General features: G+C 39.2%; 18 protein-coding genes. 11 read left to right on the forward strand and 7 right to left on the reverse strand.

Translation table 11 applies throughout. The features are described from left to right. Nucleotides 1-1,299: an O-acetylhomoserine aminocarboxypropyltransferase/cysteine synthase family protein gene (locus tag FHK89_RS05790; protein ID WP_230657846.1), complete on the forward strand. Its 1,299-nt coding sequence runs from the start codon at nt 1-3 to the stop codon at nt 1,297-1,299. A gap of 144 nt (nt 1,300-1,443) precedes the next feature. Here FHK89_RS05790 and FHK89_RS05795 read toward each other — a convergent pair whose 3' ends face one another. The 4 genes from FHK89_RS05795 to FHK89_RS05810 are packed head-to-tail and all read right to left on the reverse strand — an operon-like array spanning nt 1,444 to nt 5,009. Next, entirely contained in the window at nt 1,444-2,760 is a 1,317-nt protein-coding gene (locus FHK89_RS05795; RefSeq protein WP_230657849.1) for a TrkH family potassium uptake protein, read from the reverse strand. A gap of 6 nt (nt 2,761-2,766) precedes the next feature. Next, nucleotides 2,767-3,441, reverse strand: a complete 675-nt coding sequence (locus FHK89_RS05800) for a potassium channel family protein (protein ID WP_230657852.1) — start codon at nt 3,439-3,441, stop codon at nt 2,767-2,769. Nucleotides 3,442-3,500: 59 nt separating this feature from the next. Beyond that, complete coding sequence (locus FHK89_RS05805) at nt 3,501-4,514, reverse strand: adenosine kinase (RefSeq protein ID WP_230657855.1); 1,014 nt, start codon at nt 4,512-4,514, stop codon at nt 3,501-3,503. A gap of 33 nt (nt 4,515-4,547) precedes the next feature. Further along, on the reverse strand, nt 4,548-5,009 hold the full coding sequence (locus FHK89_RS05810; protein ID WP_230657858.1) for a universal stress protein: 462 nt from the start codon (nt 5,007-5,009) through the stop codon (nt 4,548-4,550). A gap of 270 nt (nt 5,010-5,279) precedes the next feature. Here FHK89_RS05810 and FHK89_RS05815 point away from each other — a divergent pair, with 270 nt between their 5' ends. Further along, entirely contained in the window at nt 5,280-5,621 is a 342-nt protein-coding gene (locus FHK89_RS05815) for a GlpM family protein (protein ID WP_230657861.1), read from the forward strand. A gap of 109 nt (nt 5,622-5,730) precedes the next feature. Here the strand turns inward: FHK89_RS05815 and FHK89_RS05820 are convergent, their stop codons facing one another. Then, nucleotides 5,731-7,449 carry an anthranilate synthase component I family protein gene (locus FHK89_RS05820; RefSeq protein WP_230657864.1) on the reverse strand — a complete coding sequence of 573 codons (1,719 nt, stop codon included), beginning with the start codon at nt 7,447-7,449 and terminating at the stop codon, nt 5,731-5,733. Nucleotides 7,450-7,708: 259 nt separating this feature from the next. Here FHK89_RS05820 and FHK89_RS05825 point away from each other — a divergent pair, with 259 nt between their 5' ends. The 7 genes from FHK89_RS05825 to rimI all read left to right on the forward strand — a co-directional run bounded on the left by FHK89_RS05825 (nt 7,709) and on the right by rimI (nt 15,601). Then, entirely contained in the window at nt 7,709-8,791 is a 1,083-nt protein-coding gene (locus FHK89_RS05825; protein ID WP_230657865.1) for an EcsC family protein, read from the forward strand. Between the two features lie 245 nt (nt 8,792-9,036). Then, the gene (rpsL, locus tag FHK89_RS05830; RefSeq protein WP_025646352.1) at nt 9,037-9,411 is read left to right on the forward strand and encodes a 30S ribosomal protein S12; all 375 of its coding nucleotides are present in this window, start codon (nt 9,037-9,039) and stop codon (nt 9,409-9,411) included. A 253-nt stretch (nt 9,412-9,664) separates the two neighbouring features. Further along, nucleotides 9,665-10,138: a 30S ribosomal protein S7 gene (rpsG, locus tag FHK89_RS05835; protein WP_230657868.1), complete on the forward strand. Its 474-nt coding sequence runs from the start codon at nt 9,665-9,667 to the stop codon at nt 10,136-10,138. 456 nt (nt 10,139-10,594) lie between these two features. After that, nucleotides 10,595-12,721 (forward strand): elongation factor G, encoded by a 2,127-nt coding sequence (fusA, locus tag FHK89_RS05840; RefSeq protein WP_230657872.1) that lies wholly within the window; start codon nt 10,595-10,597, stop codon nt 12,719-12,721. A gap of 328 nt (nt 12,722-13,049) precedes the next feature. Next, a complete protein-coding gene (gene tuf, locus FHK89_RS05845) occupies nt 13,050-14,240 on the forward strand; it encodes an elongation factor Tu (protein ID WP_230657875.1) in 1,191 nt (396 codons plus the stop codon). 124 nt (nt 14,241-14,364) lie between these two features. Then, nucleotides 14,365-14,961 carry an SUKH-3 domain-containing protein gene (locus FHK89_RS05850; RefSeq protein ID WP_230657877.1) on the forward strand — a complete coding sequence of 199 codons (597 nt, stop codon included), beginning with the start codon at nt 14,365-14,367 and terminating at the stop codon, nt 14,959-14,961. A gap of 28 nt (nt 14,962-14,989) precedes the next feature. Next, nucleotides 14,990-15,601, forward strand: coding sequence for a ribosomal protein S18-alanine N-acetyltransferase (gene rimI, locus FHK89_RS05855; protein ID WP_230657879.1), 612 nt, complete (start codon nt 14,990-14,992; stop codon nt 15,599-15,601). An 8-nt stretch (nt 15,602-15,609) separates the two neighbouring features. Here the strand turns inward: rimI and aat are convergent, their stop codons facing one another. Further along, a complete protein-coding gene (aat, locus tag FHK89_RS05860; protein ID WP_329958690.1) occupies nt 15,610-16,407 on the reverse strand; it encodes a leucyl/phenylalanyl-tRNA--protein transferase in 798 nt (265 codons plus the stop codon). 326 nt (nt 16,408-16,733) lie between these two features. After that, nucleotides 16,734-17,762: a thioredoxin-disulfide reductase gene (gene trxB, locus FHK89_RS05865; RefSeq protein ID WP_230657882.1), complete on the reverse strand. Its 1,029-nt coding sequence runs from the start codon at nt 17,760-17,762 to the stop codon at nt 16,734-16,736. Between the two features lie 498 nt (nt 17,763-18,260). Between trxB and FHK89_RS05870 the strand changes: the two genes are divergently transcribed. Both FHK89_RS05870 and FHK89_RS05875 read left to right on the forward strand, forming a co-directional pair. Further along, complete coding sequence (locus tag FHK89_RS05870; RefSeq protein ID WP_230657885.1) at nt 18,261-21,365, forward strand: DNA translocase FtsK; 3,105 nt, start codon at nt 18,261-18,263, stop codon at nt 21,363-21,365. 244 nt (nt 21,366-21,609) lie between these two features. Beyond that, on the forward strand, nt 21,610-24,417 hold the full coding sequence (locus FHK89_RS05875; protein WP_230657888.1) for a LuxR C-terminal-related transcriptional regulator: 2,808 nt from the start codon (nt 21,610-21,612) through the stop codon (nt 24,415-24,417). Nucleotides 24,418-24,612 lie beyond the last annotated feature (195 nt).

The raw sequence follows: 24,612 nt of genomic DNA on the forward strand, positions 1-24,612 counted from the left end.
ATGAGCAATACAGACGGACAAAATAAACAACGCTTAGAAACACTATCTATTCATGCTGGTTATAGTGTTGAGCCAACCACCAAAGCGGTGGCAGTGCCCATTTATCACACCAGTTCTTATGCCTTTGATGATACGCAACATGGGGCAGATTTGTTTGACCTTAAAGTACAAGGCAATATTTATACTCGCATCATGAACCCAACCAATGCGGTATTAGAAGAGCGAGTTGCTGCACTTGAAGGTGGTGTGGGTGCATTGGCAGTGGCATCGGGCATGGCTGCTATTACTTATGCGGTGCAGACCATCTGCGAAGCAGGTGATAATATCGTTGCGGTATCCACTTTATATGGCGGTACATATAACTTCTTTGCACACACCCTGCCTCGTCAAGGCATCGAGGTACGTTTTTTTGACCATAAAAACCCCGAAGCAATTCGTGATTTAATCGATGATAAGACCAAAATAGTTTATGCCGAGAGTATCGGTAATCCACTGGGTAATATTGTCGATATTGCGGCATTGGCAGATATTGCGCATCAATATGGTGTGCCTGTGGTGATTGATAATACCGTGGCGACACCTGCTTTGTGCCGACCATTTGAACATGGTGCGGATATTGTGGTGCATTCACTGACTAAATATATGAGCGGAACGGGAACATCTATTGGCGGTGCGATTGTGGACAGTGGCAAGTTTGCGTGGGGAGATTATCCTGAGCGTTTCCCGCTACTCAATGAGCCTGATGCCAGCTATCATGGGGTTAATTTTGTCAAAGACGTGGGTGAGGCTGCTTATATTGCGCGCGCGCGTGTGGCACCACTACGTAATACAGGTGCAGCATTAAGCCCACTCAATGCCTTTAGTATTTTACAAGGTATGCAGACCCTAAGTTTGCGTATGCAGCGTCACGTTGAAAACGCACAGGCGGTAGCAGAATATCTGCAAGGGCATGATAAAGTAGCATGGGTAAAATATGCAGGGCTGCCCAATCACCCTGAGCATGAATTGGCACAAAAGTATATGCAAGGTACACCATCTGCCATTTTGACTTTTGGAGTGAAAGGGGGGCGTGAAGCAGGCGCACGCTTTATTGATGCGCTACAACTCATTACCCGTCTGGTGAATATTGGTGATGCCAAATCATTGGCATGTCACCCTGCCACCACTACCCATCGCCAGTTAAATGGTCAAGAGCTTGAGCAAGCAGGAGTGAGTGAAGACATGGTACGCTTATCAATTGGTATCGAGCATATTGATGACATCAAAGCAGATTTGGCGCAGGCATTGGCACAAGCATAGCGCTTTAATTTGTTGAAAATCTTGCTTACCATATTGTTAACAACAATTGATAACAACTATTGACAACAAAAAGCCGCATAGCAATTTACTATGCGGCTTTTTATTGGCAAATCATAGACCATGTGATATTTAAACTGTCATTAATTAGCCAATCAAGACATTGGTTTCAGGATAGCGAATACGAGTCGATTTTGGCATCGCAATCAAATAAGCCAAAGTCAACGGGCCCACACGTCCTGCAAACATCATAAACATAATAATGGCTTCACCTGCATCGCTTAGATTTCCTGTCAGACCTCGTGACAATCCAACCGTACTTAAAGCAGAAACCACTTCAAATAATACATCTTCTAAGGGGTGTCTTGCTTCAATCACAGATAAAATAAACACACTTAAAAAAATCAGCATCAGAGTAATACTCACCAGAGCCAGTGATTTGCGTACTTGCCGCTCAGGGATACTCCGCTCAAATACAGTTACATGGTCACGCTGACGTAAAAATGAAAAAGTAGTGAGAATTAATACTGCAAAAGTGCCCAGTTTAATACCACTGGCTGTTGATAGTGAGCCACCACCGACAAACATCAAAAACATGGTAAGTAGGGTACTGGCATCGGTCAACTGGTCAATGGCAATGGTATTAAATCCTGCAGTACGTGGAGTGATGGCTTGAAACCAAGCGGCAGTGGCTTGATCTATTAAGTTTAAATTGCCTAACGTTGCAGGATTATGACGCTCTAATAGCCAAAATAACGCAAAAGCAATGAGGTTGATTATCACAGTAGCAGATAAGACCAACTTAGTATTAACGCTAATTTTGTGCCAACTGCGATGCTCCAGCATGTCCTTAATGACCAAAAACCCAAGTCCACCAATAATAATCAGGGCGGTAATAATCAAGTTAATCTGTTGATTGCCCACATAGGGGGTTAGGCTATCGCTACTTAGGGCAAATCCTGCGTTATTAAAGGCTGAGATGGTATAAAAAAATCCATGATACAGGGCTTCACCCCATGGCATGTGTGGTGAAAAAGACAGTGTCAGTAATATCATACCGACTATCTCAACACTTAAAGCAATACCAATGACTGATTTGGCAGTGCTAATAATATCGCCAAAACTGGTTTCTGCCAACGCTTCACGAGCAATGATTTGACTGGTCATATTCAAACGACGTTGCAGGCTAAAAAATGCCAATACAGCAAAGGTCATAAAACCCAAGCCGCCAAGCTGAATTAATATGGCAATGACCACCTGCCCAAGCCGAGTAAATGAGGCAGTATCTACCACTGCAAGCCCTGTTACCGTTACTGCCGAAGTGGCTGTAAATGCCGCTTCTAACCAAGAGATATTGGTGGGATTACAGATGGGCAGCATTAATAAAATACTGCCAACAATAATTAGCCCCAAAAAGCCAAAAGCTAGAATAAATGGGGGTGATAATAAGATGCGTGAGTTCACTGCTGGCTACCGCAAGTCTGATGAATGAGGAGGGATAAAGGTGCGCGCCAAGCGTTTTAGCTCTGGTAAACTGCCACTAAATACCAAGCTATCTGGATGTTGTACTGTCCAGTTATCATCAAATGTATGAATCACTTTACCTTGACGAACGATAAGTAATAAGGAAGTTGAGGGATAGGTATTACGGATTTTGGCAATGCTTTGTGGTGTCCAGCCAGCAGGAATATCAATACGTACCAGATACTCATCATTATTACCTAATGACAGGTATTGTTTCATCATCGGGTAGTTCATTGCTTGGGCAATACGGATACCCATATCTTGCTCAGGGTGAATGATGTTTTGTACCCCAAGACTTGCCAAAATATCATGATGAGCATCAGTTTTGGCTTTTACCCAGAGGTTATGTACAGGTAGATGAATCAGATTTAAAGTACACAGCAAGCTGGCTTCTAAATTATCACCAATACATACCATGACGCCATCTAGTTGCGCAAAGTTCAGCTCTTTGAGCGTTTCTTTGTCAGTGGCATCAGCGATGACGGCATGGCTTAATGTATCACTGACTTTATTGACTTCCTTTTCATCAAGGTCAATGCCTAATACTTCATTGCCTTGACGCTGCAATTCAAAGGCGCAAGCACGTCCAAAGACGCCTAATCCTATAACAGCAAACTGCATATTGACTCCTTGTGAATATATTCAATACCCGATGAGATAGAGAATAAAATGATTGTGAATTATGCTACCAATACTCGCCGAGCGATGTCTTGGTATTCATTTGCCGCTAAACGTGGGCCTATCTGACAAACCACTTGACTGGCAACTTCACCCGCCAATTTTGCACACTCAGGCAAAGAATATTGCTGAGTGATCGCATACATAAATGCACCTGCATAGTTATCACCTGCGCCATTGGTGTCGACGACATCATTGACATGAGGAGTAGGCTCTTCAATAATTTCAACTTTATCACCCTCACGTTTACAAATCACCACGCCATGAGCACCATTGGTTACCACAGCAATACGACACCATTCTGTCAAAGCCCGAGCCGCTGCTTTGTGTTGTTTTTTATCAGTAAACAGTTGCGCTTCTTCAAGGTTACAAAAAATCATGGCGACCCCATTACCCAGCATATTTTGTAGCCCTGTTTTGGCAAACTTTATTACCGCAGGGTCAGCAAAGCTTACCGCAATTTGCACATCATGAATACCTGCCTGTTGACGTAGCTTGGTCATGGCAGATTGAATGCTATCAGACATTGCTAGATAGCCTTCTAAATATAACCAGTCACTTTGTGTTAACGCCTCAAAATTGACATTTTGTTCGTCAATTTCACTTGATGTACCCAAGTACGTTTGCATGGTACGCTCGCCATCAGGAGTGACACAGACCACACATGAGCCAGTGACACCACCAGTTGCTATAGATTGTTCTGAGGTAACAACGCCTGCTTGATGTAAATTTTGTAGATAAAACTTACCCTGTTCATCATCACCCACACGGCAAGCATAAAATGGCTTACCACTCAAACTAGCTAAAGCATACATCGTATTAGCAGCTGAACCACCACCTGCTTGCTTACAAGAGGAAATATCTGCATTGGATAACTGGCGCAAAAGTTGTTGTTGTTGTTCTAATGAGGCTAAGGTCATGTTGCTTTTTTCGAGCCCAGTTTTAATTAATATCTCCTCAGAAATAAGATATTCGTGATCTACTAAAGCATTACCAACCGCCATGACATCATACATATACATCTCCAGTTTATTTATTATTGTTTATTGCTATTTTTTTGCTCTTGGTGAGCCAAGTTTTACCACCAAACAATCACAATGAATGTTTGGCAAAATGCCATCAACCGTCGCACCATTGATCCAAGCAGAAATGCCATGACGTTCATGGCGCCCAATAACCAGCAAATCTACTTCATGTTTAGCACAGTAGTGTACGATACCCTCGCTGCTTGAGATGGCAGTACTAACATCAGCATGGGTTGCATTGATGCCACTACGCTCTAGCATATCTGCAAGCTGTTGTTGCGCATTATTACAGCGATCTTGATTGACATTTTCATACAATGCAGAGGCAGGCACCATTTCATAGCCAAAACCCACCATTGTGTCTTTGACAATATGTAGCACAGATAATTTAGCGTTATGGTTTTGGGCAATTTGTTTGGCTTTTTGTGCCACTCTATCAGCATCTGGGCGCAAATCTGTGACTAATAGTATGTGTTGATATTTCATGATAGCTCCTACATTAAAAGCAATACAAATGAAAAATAAAATCTGCTGTCGCTGCCTTATGATGATATACCCTTTATAAGTAGTCGTCTATGCTAAGGCATGATTTAATGGCTCATTTTTAAGACTTTATTTATTAGGATTTATCATAACTAATCGGTTGTGACGATCATAGTATAGCAATCAGCAATTTATATTTTATATTGATTGACAAGTTTTTTTAATTGAGAGTAAACTTAATATTTAACTACTTTTATTGAGACTGTCGCTGTCATGATTTGGCTAAAAATGCTTATTGGTGCATTGGTCGTTTTGGTGATTCAACTATTTGCCCAAAGTCGCTTTTTTTATCTGGCTGCCTTAGCACCACTTTTTCCTACTTTTACCTTAATCAGTCATTTTATAGTTGGCACACAGCGTAGTGCGGCAGACTTAAGAGTAGCATTATTATTTAGTATCTTAGGGGTCATACCCCATCTTATATATACATTCATTGTATTTTTTAGTATCAATTATATTGGACTATATAAAGCATTGGCAGTGGGCTGCGTGGGTTGGTTAATGGCAGCAGCCATACTGGTACTGGCATGGCAGCATTGGCAGGCAGTCGCTTAATATTCTATTTAATTACTTCACTCTCAACTTTATTTTCTAAAATCATATATGCTCCATTCTAAATCCCTCCCTTGAAGTAAGGAACTGGCATTTAATACTGACTATTGCCCTAATTCTGTAAGATAGCTAATAGATTACCCACTTTATCCCAACATTCTTGATATTCACTATTGGCATTTGATGCCACAGTAATGCCACCACCGGCCCAAAGTGTGACTTGTCTATGCGTTGTAGTAGATTCGTCCCTATTATTTTTTAATGAAGACTGTAACGTACGTATCAATACATTAAATTGTCCTGTACCATCAAAATTCATAAATCCTAAGCTACCACAGTATGCGCCTCTGCTATGTTGATGTGAGCAGGCTTCTAGCTCATCAATAATTTCAACAGCCCGTTTTTTGGGCGTGCCAGTGATTGAGCCTGCTGGCAAGCTAGCAAATAAAGCAGTTAATGGGTGTACTGTGGGTTTTAGCTCAGCTTTAATGGTGCTCACCAAATGATGCACATTACTAAAGCTTTCTAATGCAAACAGATGTGGAACACGTACACTGCCCGTTGTGGCATATTTTCCTAAGTCATTACGTAGTAAATCAACAATCATCACATTTTCGGCACAATCTTTTTCAGAGGCAGCCAGGGTTTGTTTGTTGGCTTCATCTTGTTGTTGGCTTTCTCCTCTGGGAATGGTGCCTTTAATGGGTTTTGCGGTCATTGTTATTGCTGAGTGAGTAGCATAAGTAGATTCAAAACGTAAAAAAAGCTCAGGGGAGCAGCTTAATAGTTCAAAGCTTGGTAGTGTTGTGTCACTGAGTTTATTATTGGTATTATTTGATTGCTTTAACGCAGTGGAGTTAACAGCAAAATAGCCAGCATAAGGTGCATGGGTTTGGGTATATAGATTGGGGAGATATTCAATTAGTGTCTGACTATATAACAAATTACCTATCCACGGCTGGGTTAAATTGATTTGATAGCAGTCACCAGCATACAAGTAGTTTTGGGTGCGCTCAAAAGCGTGTTGATAATCAGCTTGTGACCATAAAGGTTGCATGATTAATGAGGGTGGGATAGAAAATAACTCGGTTATGTTTGTTCTTGATTCTTTGAGATGATGATTGAGTTTTGTATCTAATTGAGTAAGGCACTCATATAGTTTTATAAAATGTGCATTTTCTACTTTTGTATGTGCCGCGTCACTATCAGCCGTTTTATGATAGATTAATTGCCAACCAACAATATCATTATGACTGTCATTGTTATTTTTTATACCTGTGGTGGAGGCTTGTAGTGGTTGCAGAAACATATCGTAATGTCCAAAAAATGCACAAGGTTGTTGCTCAAGATGAATATTTGCATTAGGACTTAAATTTTGTGCACTGATATCATAGCCAATAAACCCCATCAACCCATGATGATAGCGTAAAGGCTTATCAACATCGCTTATATCCTCTTGATACTGATTCATATATGCAATCAACTCATCACACCATGCAGATAAACTCAGAGCATAGGACTCAACGTTTGGTTTTTTCTGAGTATTTGTGTGTGCTGATGTTTGTCGCTCAGTTTTAATAATTTGATAGTGAGGTTGTACTTCATTAATGTTGAGTCGATTATTAGTTAGATGACTATTTGGATAGACACACCATGAGACCTTAGGCAAAATCCCAATAATGGGTCGCGTCTTATTTTGTAACCAGCACACACCCCACTCAGCGGTATTATCGTGCTCAGATAGATGGGTGATGAGTAAGGGGAGTAAGTAATGTGCAGGCAAATTTTGTAGTTGAAAAAACGCCGTTTGTTGATTAGGTTTTGTGCTCATGGTTTGTCTTAGCATGATATAAATTAAAAGTGTGATTTGAAGTGAGACGATGGTGAATTATATATTTATGCTTGTGTTAATCAATTGTTAGTCAATACAATTTATGATTGATAACTATGATTGATAAAATTTATTTACCAAACTAAAAAGGCAGATAACAATGTTTGAACTGACATAAAGCGGGCAGTTTAGCTAAAATAGAAACCATAAAAAATAGCAATGCAGTAAAAATTTTCTATATAAATGGACGGAATGGTATATGAAAAGTAATAGTACGATAAAAAAAGGACTCAATAGTGCAGGACAATTAACTCGTGATGCTTTAGAACACGTGGGTTCTCTATTAGACAGTATGAACGCCAAAACCATGAAGACCAGCAAATACCAAGCGGTGGATTTGGCTGATATTAACAAAAACCCAAGTAAAGAGGATTTATTTCGCCAAAGTACGGTCAAAGCATCACAAGAGTTAATCGGTCAGCGTTTCTCTCGTTATGGTAAATATGCCAAAAAAGTCGTACCTAACAGCATGGTACAAAAAGCGATGGACAGTGCTTTTATGCAAATTGCTAAATTAGCATCAGCATGGAGCCAGATGGACTTACCCGACTCACATCGTTTTGCTGGTATTAGTCAGCTTGATGAACAGCAGCGTAAAGCCTTGGCTACGGATATTGCAAATCAAAACCGTGCCTTAGCTGCTTTAGGCGGAGTTTCAGGTTTGGCAGGTTTGGCAGGTATGCTTGCTGATAGTTTATGGTTGTTATTGGTATCGCTACGCACCATTTATCAGATTGCTGCGGTTTACGACCAGCCGTTAACGGGTAATCAAGGCATCAAAATGGCGTACGATATATTATCACATGCTGATTTAAGCAAAATGCAAGAAAAACAAACTCTATTAGCAGGATTGGGTGTTGCCAAAGGATTGCTTGATAATGCTGATCATGAAGGTTTGCGTAGAGAGTTTACTAATATGGGTACTGCAAATAGTAATATTAGCTACTATATGCAACAAGTAGATAATGTGGTTGAGCATTTTGATCTTGATAATATCAATTTGAGTTGGTTAACCAAAATTTTACCTGTAAGTTCAATGATAATTGGCATTTATTACAATAATGATTTAATTGATGAAGTGATTGGCGTAGCACAAGCGACTTTTGGTCCTGAGCCTAAGTTTGCAAAAAAATTACTTACCAACCATAGCCCACAAAAAAATAGTACCCAAACTAGTGAGCATACTAAGGGCAGTGAAGTAGTAAATAATACCAATACAGCTAACACTCATTCTCATACAGACATAGAAGAATCTGATGATTCTGATAAAAAAGAAGCCTAAATATTTTTATAAGCCATAGCAGTATGGCAGTGGTTAGTTTATCTAAAACTAAAAATAGCCACCTCAAAAAGTCAGTAAAAATCTATGCTAACAGCTGATTACATATAGGTTGAACTTAATTGTAATTAGCTGTATAATATAGTGTCTTAAAAATGGGTAAGTTTATTGTTATATTCGCATTTTGAGTGTAACAGAGCTTAATTCCCCATTTTTTTGTTTTTTAATAAACGGGAGAAGGATGCCTTATGGCAACAACTAACCAATTGATTCGTAAGGGTCGCAAAACAATCAAGGAAAAATCAAAAGTTCCTGCATTGCAAGCGTGCCCACAACGCCGTGGTGTGTGTACTCGTGTATATACTACTACACCAAAAAAACCTAACTCAGCCATGCGTAAAGTATGCCGTGTTCGCTTAACTTCAGGTTATGAAGTATCAAGCTATATCGGTGGTGAAGGTCATAACTTACAAGAGCACAGCGTGGTACTTATCCGCGGTGGTCGTGTAAAAGACTTGCCAGGTGTGCGTTATCATACTGTACGTGGTGCACTTGACTGTGCAGGCGTAAAAGATCGTAAACAAGGTCGTTCTAAATATGGTGCGAAAAAACCAAAAGCATAAGCTCATGCTTTTGATGTGTAGTACGCCATATAATACATAGTGTGCTACAGCATAAAATTAGTACGAACGAAAATTAAAAATTAATGATGCATGGGTTTGGTGTCGATACATACCACCATGCAGTAAGGCTGGCTGATAGTAAACACTTATCTATAATGATCGCTATGGCACTGATTCAGTCGTGTTTAATAGTATAGAAAGTAATAATAGAAGCTATGAATGCCAGACAACCCTGAAGACAAGGAAATTTATTATGCCAAGACGTCGTGTCGTCGCTGCCCGTGAGATCCTACCTGATCCTAAGTTTGGCAGTAAAACCATCGCAAAATTCATCAACCATGTTATGCTTGATGGTAAAAAATCAACTGCAGAACGTATTGTATATGGTGCGCTAGAGCAAGTTAGCGAAAAACGCAACATCGAAGATCCTGTTGAGTTTTTTGAAGAAGTACTAGAAAAAGTTCGCCCAATGGTAGAAGTAAAAGCTCGCCGTGTTGGTGGTGCAACTTATCAAGTACCTATGGAAGTACGCCCCTCCCGTCGTACCGCCCTAGCCATGCGTTGGCTTGCTGAAGCGGCTGCTAAGCGTTCAGAAAAATCAATGGCACTTCGCCTAGCTGGTGAATTGTCTGATGCTTTTGAAGGTAAAGGCGCAGCCATGAAAAAACGTGATGAAGTTCACCGTATGGCAGATGCAAACAAAGCATTCTCTCATTATCGTTTCTAATTGATAGAAATTGATAAAAACGTGTATCAAGAGAAAAAATAGGTGTTATTAGCGGTGTTTTGCTTATAACACCTAAGTAAGAATAATTTAAATAATTGTCTTAATGGCAGTCTTAAAGACTGCCAGATAAGTTTGGACTCTGTAACAAACTTAGGGTTACCAATAAAGAAAGACAGAGCAATTTATATTTTATATAAAGTGATAAATACTAAATTATAGTGAATAAAGCAGTTGATAAATTGTAAGATAATCGGTATTAATATTGATTTTTTGATAGTATGATACTAGATAATACTAGAAATTATTAAACAACTCTAAAAGTGAGTGGTTAATAAAACTGTCATAAGAAGAGATTAAAATAACTATTTTCACTCATTTGTTTTAGTTTTATCCATCAATACCCCAAAGTTTTACAGTAAAAGATACTCAATAAAAAAATTCCATTAGGAAATTATTATGGCTCGTACAACTCCCTTAAATCGGTACCGTAACATTGGTATCTCAGCGCATATTGATGCTGGTAAGACCACCACCACCGAGCGTATTTTGTTCTATACAGGTATCAGTCACAAGATTGGTGAAGTTCATGATGGCGCAGCTACTATGGACTGGATGGAGCAAGAGCAAGAGCGTGGTATTACCATTACATCAGCAGCGACAACTTGCTTCTGGTCAGGTATGGCACAGCAGTTTGATGAACATCGTATCAACATCATTGACACCCCAGGTCACGTTGACTTTACCATTGAAGTAGAGCGTTCAATGCGTGTACTTGATGGTGCGTGCATGGTTTATTGTGCTGTTGGTGGTGTTCAGCCTCAGTCTGAAACAGTATGGCGCCAGGCAAATAAATATAAAGTACCTCGTCTGGCATTTGTTAACAAAATGGACCGTGTTGGTGCAGACTTTTATCGTGTTATTGACCAAATCAAAAGTCGTCTAGGTGGTCAACCTGTGCCATTGGTTATTCCAATTGGTAAAGAAGAAGACTTTGAAGGTGTGGTTGACTTAATCACCATGAAAGCCATCTATTGGGATACTGAATCTCAAGGCATGAAATTTGAAGAGCGTGAAATTCCTGCTGAATTACAAGATAAAGCAGAAGAATACCGTGAGCAACTACTTGAGACTGCTGCTGAAGCGTCTGAAGAACTAATGAATGAATACCTAGAAAATGGTGAATTGTCAGAAGCACAAATTCATCAGGCTATTCGTCAGCGTACTATTGACAACGAAATCATTCCAATGCTTTGTGGTACTGCCTTTAAAAACAAAGGTGTACAAAAAATGTTGGATGCAGTGATTCAGTATCTACCAGCACCACAAGATGTTCCTGCAATTAAAGGTGTGCTAGACGACAAAGCAGAAACTGAAGCCACTCGTGAAGCCTCAGACGAACAGCCATTTGCTGCATTGGCGTTCAAAATCATGAACGATAAATATGTCGGTAACTTAACCTTCGTACGTGTTTACTCTGGTGTGATTAAACAGGGTGAAAGTATTTATAACCCTGTGAAAATGAAGCGTGAGCGTGTGGGTCGTATCGTACAGATGCATGCAAACTCACAAGAAGAGTTAGATGAAATTCGTGCTGGTGATATTGCTGCTCTAGTGGGTATGAAAGATGTAACCACTGGTGATACATTATGTGATGAAAGCAACATCATCACCCTTGAGCGTATGGAATTCCCTGATCCTGTGATCAGCCTTGCAGTTGAACCAAAAACCAAAGCTGACCAAGAAAAAATGTCAGTTGCTTTGGGTCGCCTAGCAAAAGAAGATCCTTCATTCCGTGTGCATACAGATGAAGAATCTGGTCAGACCATCATCAGTGGTATGGGTGAGCTTCACTTAGAGATTCTTGTTGACCGTATGAAACGTGAATTTAAAGTAGAAGCTAATATCGGTCAGCCACAAGTTGCTTACCGTGAAACGATCCGCCAAGAAGTTGAGCAAGAAGGTAAATTTGTTCGTCAGACTGGTGGTCGTGGTAAATTCGGTCATGTTTGGTTACGTCTTGAGCCACTTGATCCAGCAGGCGATGTTGAATACGAATTTGAAGAAAAAATCGTCGGTGGTGTGGTACCAAAAGAATACCACTCAGCGGTTGATAAAGGTATTCAAGAGCGTATGCAAAATGGTGTCTTGGCAGGTTATCCTGTGGTTGGTGTTAAAGCGACATTATATGATGGTTCATACCATGACGTTGACTCTGATGAGCTATCATTTAAAATGGCAGGTTCGATTGCCTTCAAAAAAGGCTTTATGAATGCTAACCCAGCATTACTTGAACCAGTGATGAAGGTTGAAGTTGAAACACCTGAAGATTATATGGGTGATATCATGGGTGACTTAAACCGTCGCCGTGGTATGGTACAAGGTATGGACGATTTACCTGGTGGTACCAAACAAATCCGTGCTGAAGTACCTTTAGCAGAGATGTTTGGTTATGCCACTCAGCTTCGCTCTATGTCACAAGGTCGTGCAACTTATTCTATGGAATTTGCCAAATACGCAGAGACACCTAAATCAGTTGCAGATGCCATTATTTCTAAATTTAATGGTAAAGATGACGACGAATAGAACAAAGTGAAAAGCAAGATGATGTGATATTAAATAGAATATCACATCATCAATAACTGATAAAAAATGGGTTTTATTATTAGTGAGTAACATTTAAGTAAACAGATAATACGCTGTTTACTTAAAACAGAACATCTGCTATATAAAAGCACTTGTTAATGAGACCCATTTTCTTATATTATCTGTCAGATTGCTTTTGCAACAGCACTATATCTAGATAAGGTTTATTTTTTAGACTTTTGTTTTAATAAATTTTAATGTGGTTAAATATTTGTTAGCTAATCAATAGCGACAGTAGGTAACCCTGATACATAAAAGAGGAAATATCATGGCAAAGGCCAAGTTTGAACGTAACAAGCCGCACGTTAACGTAGGTACTATTGGACACGTTGACCACGGAAAAACAACCCTAACAGCAGCAATTGCAACCGTAGCAGCAAAAACTTCAGGCGGTGAAGCTAAAGACTACGCGTCAATTGACTCAGCACCAGAAGAAAAAGCACGTGGTATTACCATTAACACCAGTCACATCGAATATGACACTGAAGCACGTCACTACGCTCACGTAGACTGTCCCGGTCACGCTGACTATGTTAAAAACATGATTACTGGTGCAGCACAGATGGATGGCGCTATTTTAGTTGTATCAGCAACAGACGGACCAATGCCACAAACCCGTGAACACATCCTACTATCACGTCAGGTAGGTGTACCATACATCATGGTATTCATGAACAAATGTGACATGGTAGATGACGAAGAACTACTAGAACTAGTAGAAATGGAAGTACGTGAGTTGTTATCAGACTACGACTTTCCAGGTGATGATACCCCAATCATCAAAGGTTCAGCCCTAGAAGCCTTAAACGGTGGCGAAGGTCCTTATGGTGAGCCAGCAGTACTAGAACTACTAAACACTCTAGACACCTACATTCCAGAGCCAGAGCGTGACATCGACAAGCCATTCTTGATGCCTATCGAAGACGTATTCTCAATCTCAGGACGTGGTACCGTAGTAACAGGACGTGTTGAATCAGGTATCGTAAAAGTTGGTGACGAAATTGAAATCGTTGGTATTAAACCAACCAGCAAAACAACCTGTACTGGTGTAGAGATGTTCCGCAAACTGCTAGACGAAGGTCGTGCAGGCGAGAACTGTGGTGTTCTATTACGTGGTACAAAGCGTGAAGACGTACAACGTGGACAAGTATTGGCTAAGCCTGGCTCAATCACTCCACATACCAAATTTGACGCAGAAGTATACGTACTAAGCAAAGAAGAAGGTGGACGTCACACCCCATTCTTAAATGGATATCGTCCACAGTTTTACTTCCGTACTACTGACGTAACTGGTGCCATCAGCCTACAAGAAGGTACAGAGATGGTTATGCCTGGTGATAACGTAGAGATGAGCGTAGAGCTAATCCACCCAATCGCCATGGACAAAGGCTTACGCTTCGCTATCCGTGAAGGTGGTCGTACTGTTGGTGCTGGTGTTGTTGCAGCAGTTAAAGACTAATTTTATATAAATTATAAGCTCAAGTTTTTGTATTAAAAAAGCTACCTTCGGGTGGCTTTTTTTTATGATAAATTATTATTATGGATGAGTTGAGGTAGGAATCTTAGTAATCAGGGATAAGTTTATGGAAATATTTTTATCAAAAAAGTTAAGAGAAGTATTGGATAACGCAGGTTATCACTCTAAATATTTTATTGCTGATAATGATTATCAGCGAATATTGGAAATCTATGATGAGTATGGAATTGAGTTATCCTCATCTGTTAAAGATGTACTAAAAGTCTTTGGTGGACGAAAAATTTATTATGATAATAACTCTATCTCTCATCGTGAGAGCAGCTATTGTGTGCAGTTTTATTTTGATTTGCAAAATTATGGTGGCAAAGTTCGCCAGCAATATATTGATTATGAACAGCAATTTATCCAACGTTATGAGGAGTTGTTAAAGGTAACAAGGCTGATTCCCATTGCTGTGATGCCATCAGGACCGATGACCTTTTATGTGGATAATCGTCAGCAAATTTTTGGCTGTTTAGATGATTTTGTGATTGGTTATAAGGGCAAAGATATTTGGCACAGTTTGCAGTTATTGTTTGCAGGAAAGGATATTCCTATTAATCCTGCTAAGACTTTGCAAGAGTTAGAACATGAACGTATTCAAAAAGAATATGGTAGCTCAGCAGTAAAGAAAAAACGTAAAAAATCAAAAAAGAAAAAGTAAGCCAAAATAATAAATTGGGTATGATGTCATGACAGAGGTATTGAAAGAAAATTTAAACAAAAATTTAAACAAAACAGTAAGCAATCAATATGCATATCAAATAATAGATAAAAATAATAAAAATTTGACTGATATTACTGATACGACTGATGTTATTAGGCAAGTAGCAGATATTGAATCATTGGTACAGTCAGAGGATAGCTGGACACAAGCTGTGATTGCTGAGTTATTAGCGGATAAGTTTAATCATTTATCGGTTGCTATAACGGCACATACATCCTCACAGTTAAAAAATACTAACCAGCAAAAAGTAGTGGCTTATTGTTTATACAATATAGTTTTTGAGCAAGCAGAAATTTTGCGAATTGGCACTTGTCCTAATTATCAACGTCAAGGGATAGCAAAAGGCTTGTTAAGCCAGACATTGCAAGATATAAAAGGACAAGGTACAGAAGGCGTATTATTAGAAGTACGAGCGGATAACGATGCAGCGATTGCATTATATCAGCAGTTGGGTTTTAAGCAGATTCATCGGCGGATTGGTTATTATCAAGTACCTAATGATGCCAGCCATGTTAATAGTCATCAAAATAAACTAAGTCAGCCTGTAGACGCTTTAATCATGCAGTGTATATTTTAATAAGCTGTTTATTTGAGTAAATAAGCATTTTTCCACGCATTATTAGAGTCGTGATATAAAAGTTGGTGACAGTCAATGGGGCTGTAATGGTTAGCTTGCCAAGAAGGCGTTGTTTGTTGAAGCAAAGCGGGTAGTTTGGTTAAAAATGTCTGCCTTGTCATGGTGGTTGCGCCCAAACTCATCAGATGGTCATTGGGTAGTTGGCAATCAACCATTGGCATATTACTAAATTCACATAGGCGCATTAAGCCCCAAAATGCCATTTTTGAGGCATTAGACTGTCGATGAAACATAGATTCACCAAAATATATTCCGCCAATTTTTAACCCGTATAAGCCACCAATAAGTTGTCGCTTATGATTGTCTTCATTACTGTTCCATACTTCAATGCTATGTGCAAAGCCAAGTTGGTGTAGTTGGCAGTAAGCATCAATCATTTCATCGTGAATCCATGTATCATTAGTGTAGCTACGGGGGAGGCTACAGGCATGAATCACATCAGCAAAGGCTTGATTTAGGGTAACTTGCCATGTGCGGCTTTTATCACTGCGAGCCTGTTTTTGTAAGGATTTGCTCGGCTGATAGCTTTTTGGTTTGATGATGCAACGAGGCTCAGGACACCACCAAGCAATGGGTTCGTCCTCATTAAACCACGGAAATAGGCCTTGTGAGTAGGCAGTAATCAGGGTAGCAGGGCTTAGGTTTGCACCAACGGCTATCAGTCCTGTACCATTTCGGTCAGCATTAATCGGGTTAGGGAACTGAAAATGGCATTGGGCAAGTAGGTTGTGATAATTGTTGGTCATATTGTTGGTTATGCAGATAGATAAGAGATGATTTGGGTAGCAATGGCAAGTTGGTTAAATGATATTTTTGTGAAATAAGAAAAAATTGGCAAGACACTCTAATCTTACCAATATTTATCATAAATTAAGCATTAAAAAACTAAGAACCTGTATTCACAACCCATAATGGTGGCTTTTTGCCTAAAATAGACGTACTACTGCATTAAATGTTGGGTTAAATAGAATAACTATTCGCCCCAAATTTGCCTTGTATTACGCCATTTTAATCTAAAAATACCCTAATTTTGACTTATGAATACAGGTTCTAAGTATGAAAAAAACGTTATTTATTCACTTAAAGTTGACGCATAGGTGTGGTCTTTGGCATTGGTTTCACCTAATGCATCAAGATACTTTTCAGCATCTAATGCTGCCATACAGCCAGTGCCTGCTGAGGTGATGGCTTGACGATACACATGGTCAGCCACATCCCCTGCGGCAAATACCCCTTCAATGCTGGTTTGGGTGGCATTGCCAGATAGTCCGCTGTTGACAACAATATAGCCATCTTTCATATCTAATTGGTCATTAAATAATTCAGTATTAGGTTTGTGTCCGATGGCAATAAAGATACCATGTATGTCTAGCTGTTTGCTGCTACCATCCTCGGTGGATTCGATGATAACACCATTAACACCCATATCATCACCCACGACTTCTTTAACCGTGTGATTCCATTCAAGTTTGACATTACCATTTTTGGCTTTATCAAGCAGTTTATCTTGTAGTATTTTCTCTGAGCGTAGGCTATCACGGCGATGAATGAGGGTGACTTCACTGGCGATATTAGATAAGTATAGAGCCTCTTCAACGGCTGTATTACCACCACCGACCACTGCCACTTTTTGGTCTTTATAAAAGAAGCCATCACAAGTGGCACAAGCAGAAACTCCAAGCCCTTTGAATTTTTCTTCAGATTCCAGTCCAAGATACTGTGCAGATGCTCCAGTAGCAATGATAAGGGCATCACAAGTATAACTACCATTATCGCCTTGTAATTTAAATGGGCGCTCAGTTAGCGTCACAGCATTAATTTGGTCATATACCAGTTCAGTACCAAAACGCTCAGCATGGGCTTTCATACGCTCCATTAAGTCAGGGCCAGTTAAACCATGAGCATCACCTGGCCAGTTATCGACTTCTGTGGTGGTGGTTAATTGTCCACCCACTTGCATACCTGTAATAATCACTGGTTGCAGATTGGCTCGGGCAGCATAAACAGCAGCGGCATAACCTGCTGGCCCTGAACCTAAAATAATGAGTTTTTCATGGCGAGCATCTTTAGTATCTGTTGAATTCTGTGATGGATTGCTCATGTTTTCTTTCCTATTTATAGTTAATTAAAATTTGTTAATTAATGGATAAACTTTATAGATTTATCATGATGGGTAATAAATATGATTTTTAGGTGACTAAATAATAGCAAGTATTTTAGATATCTTGGCTACTAGGTCAATTTTATACAATAAGGATTTATCTAAAAAATATCAAATTGGATATTATCATCTCATTATTGAGATTAATTGACGATATGACCAGATAAATTGTTATGTATATATCAAATAAGGAGAACTCAAATTTAGTTCTGTGTGGATATTTGTTATGATAAGAGGTTACCAATGCCTTTATTATGCCATATTCGTCTGGTGACTTATCTATATTTATTATCATTTTATTTACGTTGATGCACGATGGATTGGATAAAACTCCATTGTATTGTTATTAGCTGATATTTAGCACATGGTATTGAAGTAGATAAAAAAACTCAACAACTTTAGCGAATGGCTTTAATTTTAACTTTTAGGAAATAGTGAATGTCTGCACAGCAAATACAGTATGCCAAAAAAGGGGTTTTTACTGCTTTAGCAATATTTTTGGCAGGATACCTGTTTGTCATCTTGCTGACCTATACTCCTAATGACCCAAGTTGGTCACATATCAGTAGTGATATGGAGGGGATAAGCAATATGGGTGGGGTAGCAGGTGCATGGATAGCAGATTTGCTGTATGTCTTTTTTGGATGGTTTGCATGGTTTTGGCTACTTATTATTGCCTATGAAGCGGCACAACTATGGTGGCAGCGTCAGCAACCTTTATGGTTATTGCGCCTGATAGCTTATGTATTTTTGTTATTTGCCGGTAGTGCGTTATGTGCTGTGGTTGGTGGCTTTATTGATCAGCATTCAGATATTTTGTCTACTAAGGCTTTGGTGGCGAATTTACATGCAGGTGGTATTGTGGGTATTGAGGTTGAATCACGTTTAGCTCACTTATTAACGCCAGCAGGTGCATTGGGATTTTTGTTATTATTTTTTATTGTTGCGATTACTTATGCCTTTAATATACATTGGTTAACTATGCTTAGACGTATGGGATCATTGACATGGTTGGGTAATGGAGTTAAGCAAGATAGTGATATAGCAAATAAAAAAATAGATTCCAAGACAACAGACAACAAATTAGATGCTAGTGAAGATAATGACCAACATGAGACAGCCGATGAATTAGCACAATCACTAGCACCAGAGGCTGATGAGCATGATCAGTCGTCTTTAATACATCCAACACAGGCACATAGTAAGCAGCCAGATGATCATATTGAGTCATCAGGGGTACTAGAAGAATTTTTGGAAAATTCAGGTTTGCGAGAGACTATTTTGCAGTTTCAGCAAGAAAAAGAAAAACAAGCTGATGTTGATAACAATACTATTTTGACAAAAAATAATATGTCAACAGAAAGCTCAAGCAATCAAAGATCCGCAGAAAAGATTGAGCCAAGTTTTGAGTGGAACAATCCACAAGTCATTGACGAGTTATTGCAGCCAAAGAACAATAATGACAATGTTAAACAAGAGCAGAAACACGAGCAAGCGCATATAAGTGAGATAGTAGAAGAAAATGAAAATATAGATGTCAATACAGAAGCTAATGTCATGGATCAATTAGAGCATGGTAGTGAAAAACAAGATCCTCGCGATAAGCTGACACAATTTAATAAACAGTATCAGCCTGAGCCTGAGCCACAACCTCAATTGCAGTCTGCTCTTCAGTCTGAAGTAGAAACTTCGTTAGTTGATTATGATAATGATACTTTGGCAGAGAATAGTGAGGGTGAGATAAGTATTGATTTAACACCAACTAATACACCCCCAGCCGATCCTACACAAGCACCAGTTGCAACAATGAATATTGATGATATAGAAGCTTCATCTGATGCTATACCAGCAGTTGATAAAAATTTAGACATATCGAGCATACAGTTTGCTGTAGCAGAAGGAGAGGATAGTAATCATATCATAGACATGATGCCTGATAATGATTATGACATGAGTACTGAAAAATCTTCCACTAGAGAGGCAAAAGTACTAAATTTGCCTGATATAGAGGATGACGAGGCATTTTTTGGGCGTTCACGAGCGATGCAGACTGCCAAATATCGTGAGCAGCTTACACCAATTCCAGAAATGTCGATATTAGACAAGCCAGATCCTGACCGTACACCAAGCTATACGGTGGCTGAGTTAGAGCAGCTTTCAGAATTGCTTGAAATCAAACTACAAGAGTTTAATGTTAAGGCAGAGGTGGTGAATGCCATTCCAGGACCTGTAGTAACTCGCTTTGAGGTAGAGTTAGCAGCAGGTGTAAAAGCCAGCAAAGTGACGGGGATTTCTCGAGATCTGGCACGTTCATTGTCAATGGCATCATTACGTGTGGTCGAGGTTATCCCTGGTAAGCCTTATATCGGTATCGAAGTACCCAATAAAAAGCGAGAAATGGTACGCTTAATTGAGCTATTGGATACCAAAAAATATAAAGATCCCAAAGCACAAATCAGTATGGCAATGGGCAAGGATATTGGAGGTAACCCCATCATTACTGATCTTGCCAAAGCACCACACATGTTGGTAGCAGGAACGACAGGGTCAGGTAAGTCAGTATTGGTTAATGCCATGTTGCTATCAATACTGCTTAAATATAAACCAGATGAGCTGCGTTTAATTTTAATTGATCCCAAGCAGCTTGAATTAGCAAATTATAATGACATACCACATTTGCTAACACCAGTGGTTACTGATATGAATGAGGCAGCAAGTAGCCTGTCTTGGTGTGTGGCTGAGATGGAGCGGCGTTATCAGTTAATGAGCTTATTAAAGGTGCGTAAACTTGAGGAGTTTAATAAAAAGGTCATCGCTGCGCAAAAAGCAGGAAATCCAATGATTGATCCATTATGGCGACCTAATGACAGTGTGAGTATAGATCAAGCGCCGAAGCTAAAAACTCTACCAATGATTGTGATTGTTGCTGATGAATTTGCAGATATGATCATGCAGGTAGGAAAGCAAGCAGAAGAGTTGATTACTCGCTTAGCACAAAAATCACGGGCAGCAGGGATACATCTCATGCTAGCAACTCAGCGTCCATCAGTCGATGTGATTACTGGGCTTATTAAAGCCAATATTCCTGTAAGAGCTGCCTTACGAGTCAACTCTAAGGTAGATTCACGTACCATATTAGACAGTGGTGGTGCAGAGGACATGCTGGGTAATGGTGACATGCTGTTTTTAGGGCCGGGGCAGATTGAACCTGATCGTGTGCATGGTGCTTATGTCAGCGATGAAGAGGTGAATCGTGTGTGTGATGCGTGGCGGGAGCGTGGTGCACCTGATTATATTGACAATATGGCAAGCAACTTTGAGATTACCAGTCCTAGTAGTGGTGGTAATACATCAGGCGAAGATGATAACTTATACGATGAGGCAGTAGCATTTGTCTTAGAAACTCGTAAAGTTTCAGCATCTAGTATTCAGCGCAAATTTAGTATTGGCTATAATCGTGCTGCTCGTATTGTTGACTCTATGGAAGAGGCAGGACTAGTCAGCTCCATGGGCAAAAGTGGTAAGCGTGAGTTGTTAATGTAATCCATTCTTGTTCATAACAATAGACTGGGATAAAATGCAATGTTGATGTACCGTTTATCATATTTAAATTGCCATTAATAGCAATATATCTATGGTTGGTTGTCAATATTGCATAAGAATTGACCACAAATTATAACTACTCTTGTTGTTTAGTTAAGTATATAAAGCATATATGAGGAGGCTTATTGGCAAAAAAGCATAATAATGACAACGATCATGTATATATAAATCCCAAGGAGGGGACATGGTATACACTACAGGAGCAAAAAATATACGTTTGCCATTGATGCTTACCAAATTAGAAGCACCCACTAATTTTGGTCATTTATTACAGCGTCAACGTTTGATGGATAAACTAATTCGTGGTATTGATTATCGAGTCATGTTGATTCGTGGACCTGCTGGTTTTGGTAAAACCAGCTTGGCGTTGCAATGGCGAGATTATCTTATCAAACAAGACTATCATGTCGCATGGTTGAGCTTAGATAGTGAAGATAATGATCCTGAGCGTTGTATCCAATATATCGTGGAAGCTATTCACAATATTGAGGCGAGTATTGAGGTTAATACAGCCCCTTTATCTCAAAGCACATCACCACCCTCATTACAAGCCATCAAATTTATTTTGACTGACCTGATTAATCAGTTGCAGCGTCTTGATAAACGAGTCTACCTTTTTTTTGATGACTGGCATTTTATTGATAGCCCAATCATCCATGATGCCTTAAATTTTTTAATTGAATGTGCCTCCGAAAATTTCCATATGGTTATTTGTAGTCGTACTCAACCTGCCATTCCTATTTATACATTACAAGTAAAGCATCAGTTGTATGTGATTGATAGTATTGATTTACGCTTTGATGAAAGCGAAACAGCCCATTTTTTGAGTGAAATTGAGCAGATTGATTTGCATCATGAAGTCATTCATAAATTATGGTTAAAAACAGAAGGTTGGATTGCATCATTGCAGTTAATTGTACTGTTGTTACGCACAACAAAAGAAGAGCAAAACTTTGTTAATTTATTTGATGATTTTGAAAAAATTCATTCTATTGATGAGTATCTAGCAGAGAATGTATTAAATAGCCTACCTGAGGATACCTTAGATTTTTTATTACAAACCTCTATCTTGGCACGGCTGAATAATGAGTTATGCAATACTGTTACAGGTAGGCAAGATAGCCAAGCTTTATTAGAGTTTTTGTATAAACAAGGGATATTTATTCGACCACTTGATCAAGAGCAGAGTTGGTTTCAGTATCATCCTTTATTTGCTGATTTTCTACAAAGGCGTTTACAGCAACACATGCCTGACAAACTGAGCTCACTACATTTAGCCGCAGCACAGTGGTTTGCTAATATTGAACAAACAGACGAAGCAGTTAATCATGCTATTGCAGCGCAAGAGATAGAACAAGCAATTGTGTGGGTAGAAAAAGATGCCATGTGGCTCGTTGAGCACAGCTTTATGAGTACATTACTGCAATTGGTAGATAAACTACCTGCAAAAGAAATACAAATGCGCTGTGAATTACAATTAGCAATTGCTTGGGCGTATTGCCTTACCCACCAGCAACAACAAGCCCAACAAGCGCTTGATTTTGTTGAACAGGCTTTGACACAAAAAAATCATAGCAATGCAAAAAATATCCATATAGAAGCACGAGTCTTGCAAGCATGTATTGATATGTATGCAGATCGCTTAGATAAGGTAGCGCAATTATTACCTGATTATTTTAGTGAAGAAGATATTGCCAATCCTTGGGTTATTGTGGTTGCTAATAATATCATTACCTATGTACTGATACATACTTATCGCTATGTTGAGGCAATAGATTTGCAACAACGAGTGACTCATTTTCATCAGCAAACCCAAGGTCCTTTTAGTAATGTATATGGAGATTGTTTTGCCGGTATTGCTTATATAGAGCAATGTCAATTAGATAATGCAGAAAAAAGCCTTAAAAGGGCACAAGAAAAGGCGTGGGAAGAAGCTGGTAGACACTCGCATGCTGCTTATTTATCAAATACATTATTGGGACAGTTATATTATGAGCGTAATCAAATTGATGCTGCCGAAATTTTATTGACCCAAAGCCGTACATTGGGTGTAGAAGGCGGCGTTGTTGATTTTTATATGGCGACCTATTGTTTTAGTAGTCGTATTGAAATATTAAAAAATAACTTTTCTGAAGCACATGTCATCTTGGCAGAAGGTCGACAAATTGCGCAAAAACTGCATATTCCACGTTTGGATTTCTTATTGCGTGCAGAATTAATAAAACTGTATCTACTAGAAGATAACCTAAAATTGGCAGAGCAGATGATGCAGCAATGGCAAAAATTAACTATCCCTACTGACAAATCCTGCTTAGTCGAACAAATGCTAGATATGCGGGCGAGTGCTGAAGCTCGCCTATTGTGTAGAACTGGTCAGCAAGTTCAAGCCATCGAACTATTAACTAAGGTATTAAATAATCACATCAATAGACAAAGATATTACTGTGAAATTGGCACACGTACACTATTGGCGATGGTCATGAACAAGGCAGGACGTTATAGTGAGGCAGAAGAGATGCTTTTACCAGCATTAAAGCGTGGATTTGAGCAAGGAATACTACGCACCTTTCTTGATGAAGATCAAAATATAATTAAAATTGTCGCAAGATTAGCAAAACGATGTCGGCAGGATAAAACAGATGATACCAGTGCAGAGTTTAACCGTTGGTTAGTGAGTATACTGGCATTAGATAAAACTCAAATAGAGCAAGTGACTATGAATACCTCAAATATCTCCAACTCCTCTGCCAATCGACTCATTATACAGTCATTCACACAAAAAAATGAAATATTTATTGAGCCGTTAAAAGAAAAAGAAATGCATATACTTAAAATGTTGGAGAAAGGACTAACCAATAAAAAAATTGCTAGAAATTTGAATGTGAGTGTAGATACTGTCAAATGGTATTTAAAAGCCATCTATAGCAAATTAGGTGTATCTCGTCGAGCGCAGGCAGTGATTGAAGCCAAAAAACTTAAACTACTAGATTGATAAATAAAGGGAGGAATAAGTTTGAAATAAAAAGTGGCTTATCTACACATAAAATTAGGGCAATTCAATATTAAAAACGCCACTCGCAATTTATAAGACCCCCTCCTAGCCTCCCCCTTACTACGCGAGCATAGCTCTTGTCTTGCGTCGGGGCGAAACAGTGTTTCGCTATATTCCTCCTCAGGGAGAGGAACT

Source organism: Psychrobacter sp. I-STPA10, from assembly GCF_021012795.1.
GTDB lineage: Bacteria > Pseudomonadota > Gammaproteobacteria > Pseudomonadales > Moraxellaceae > Psychrobacter.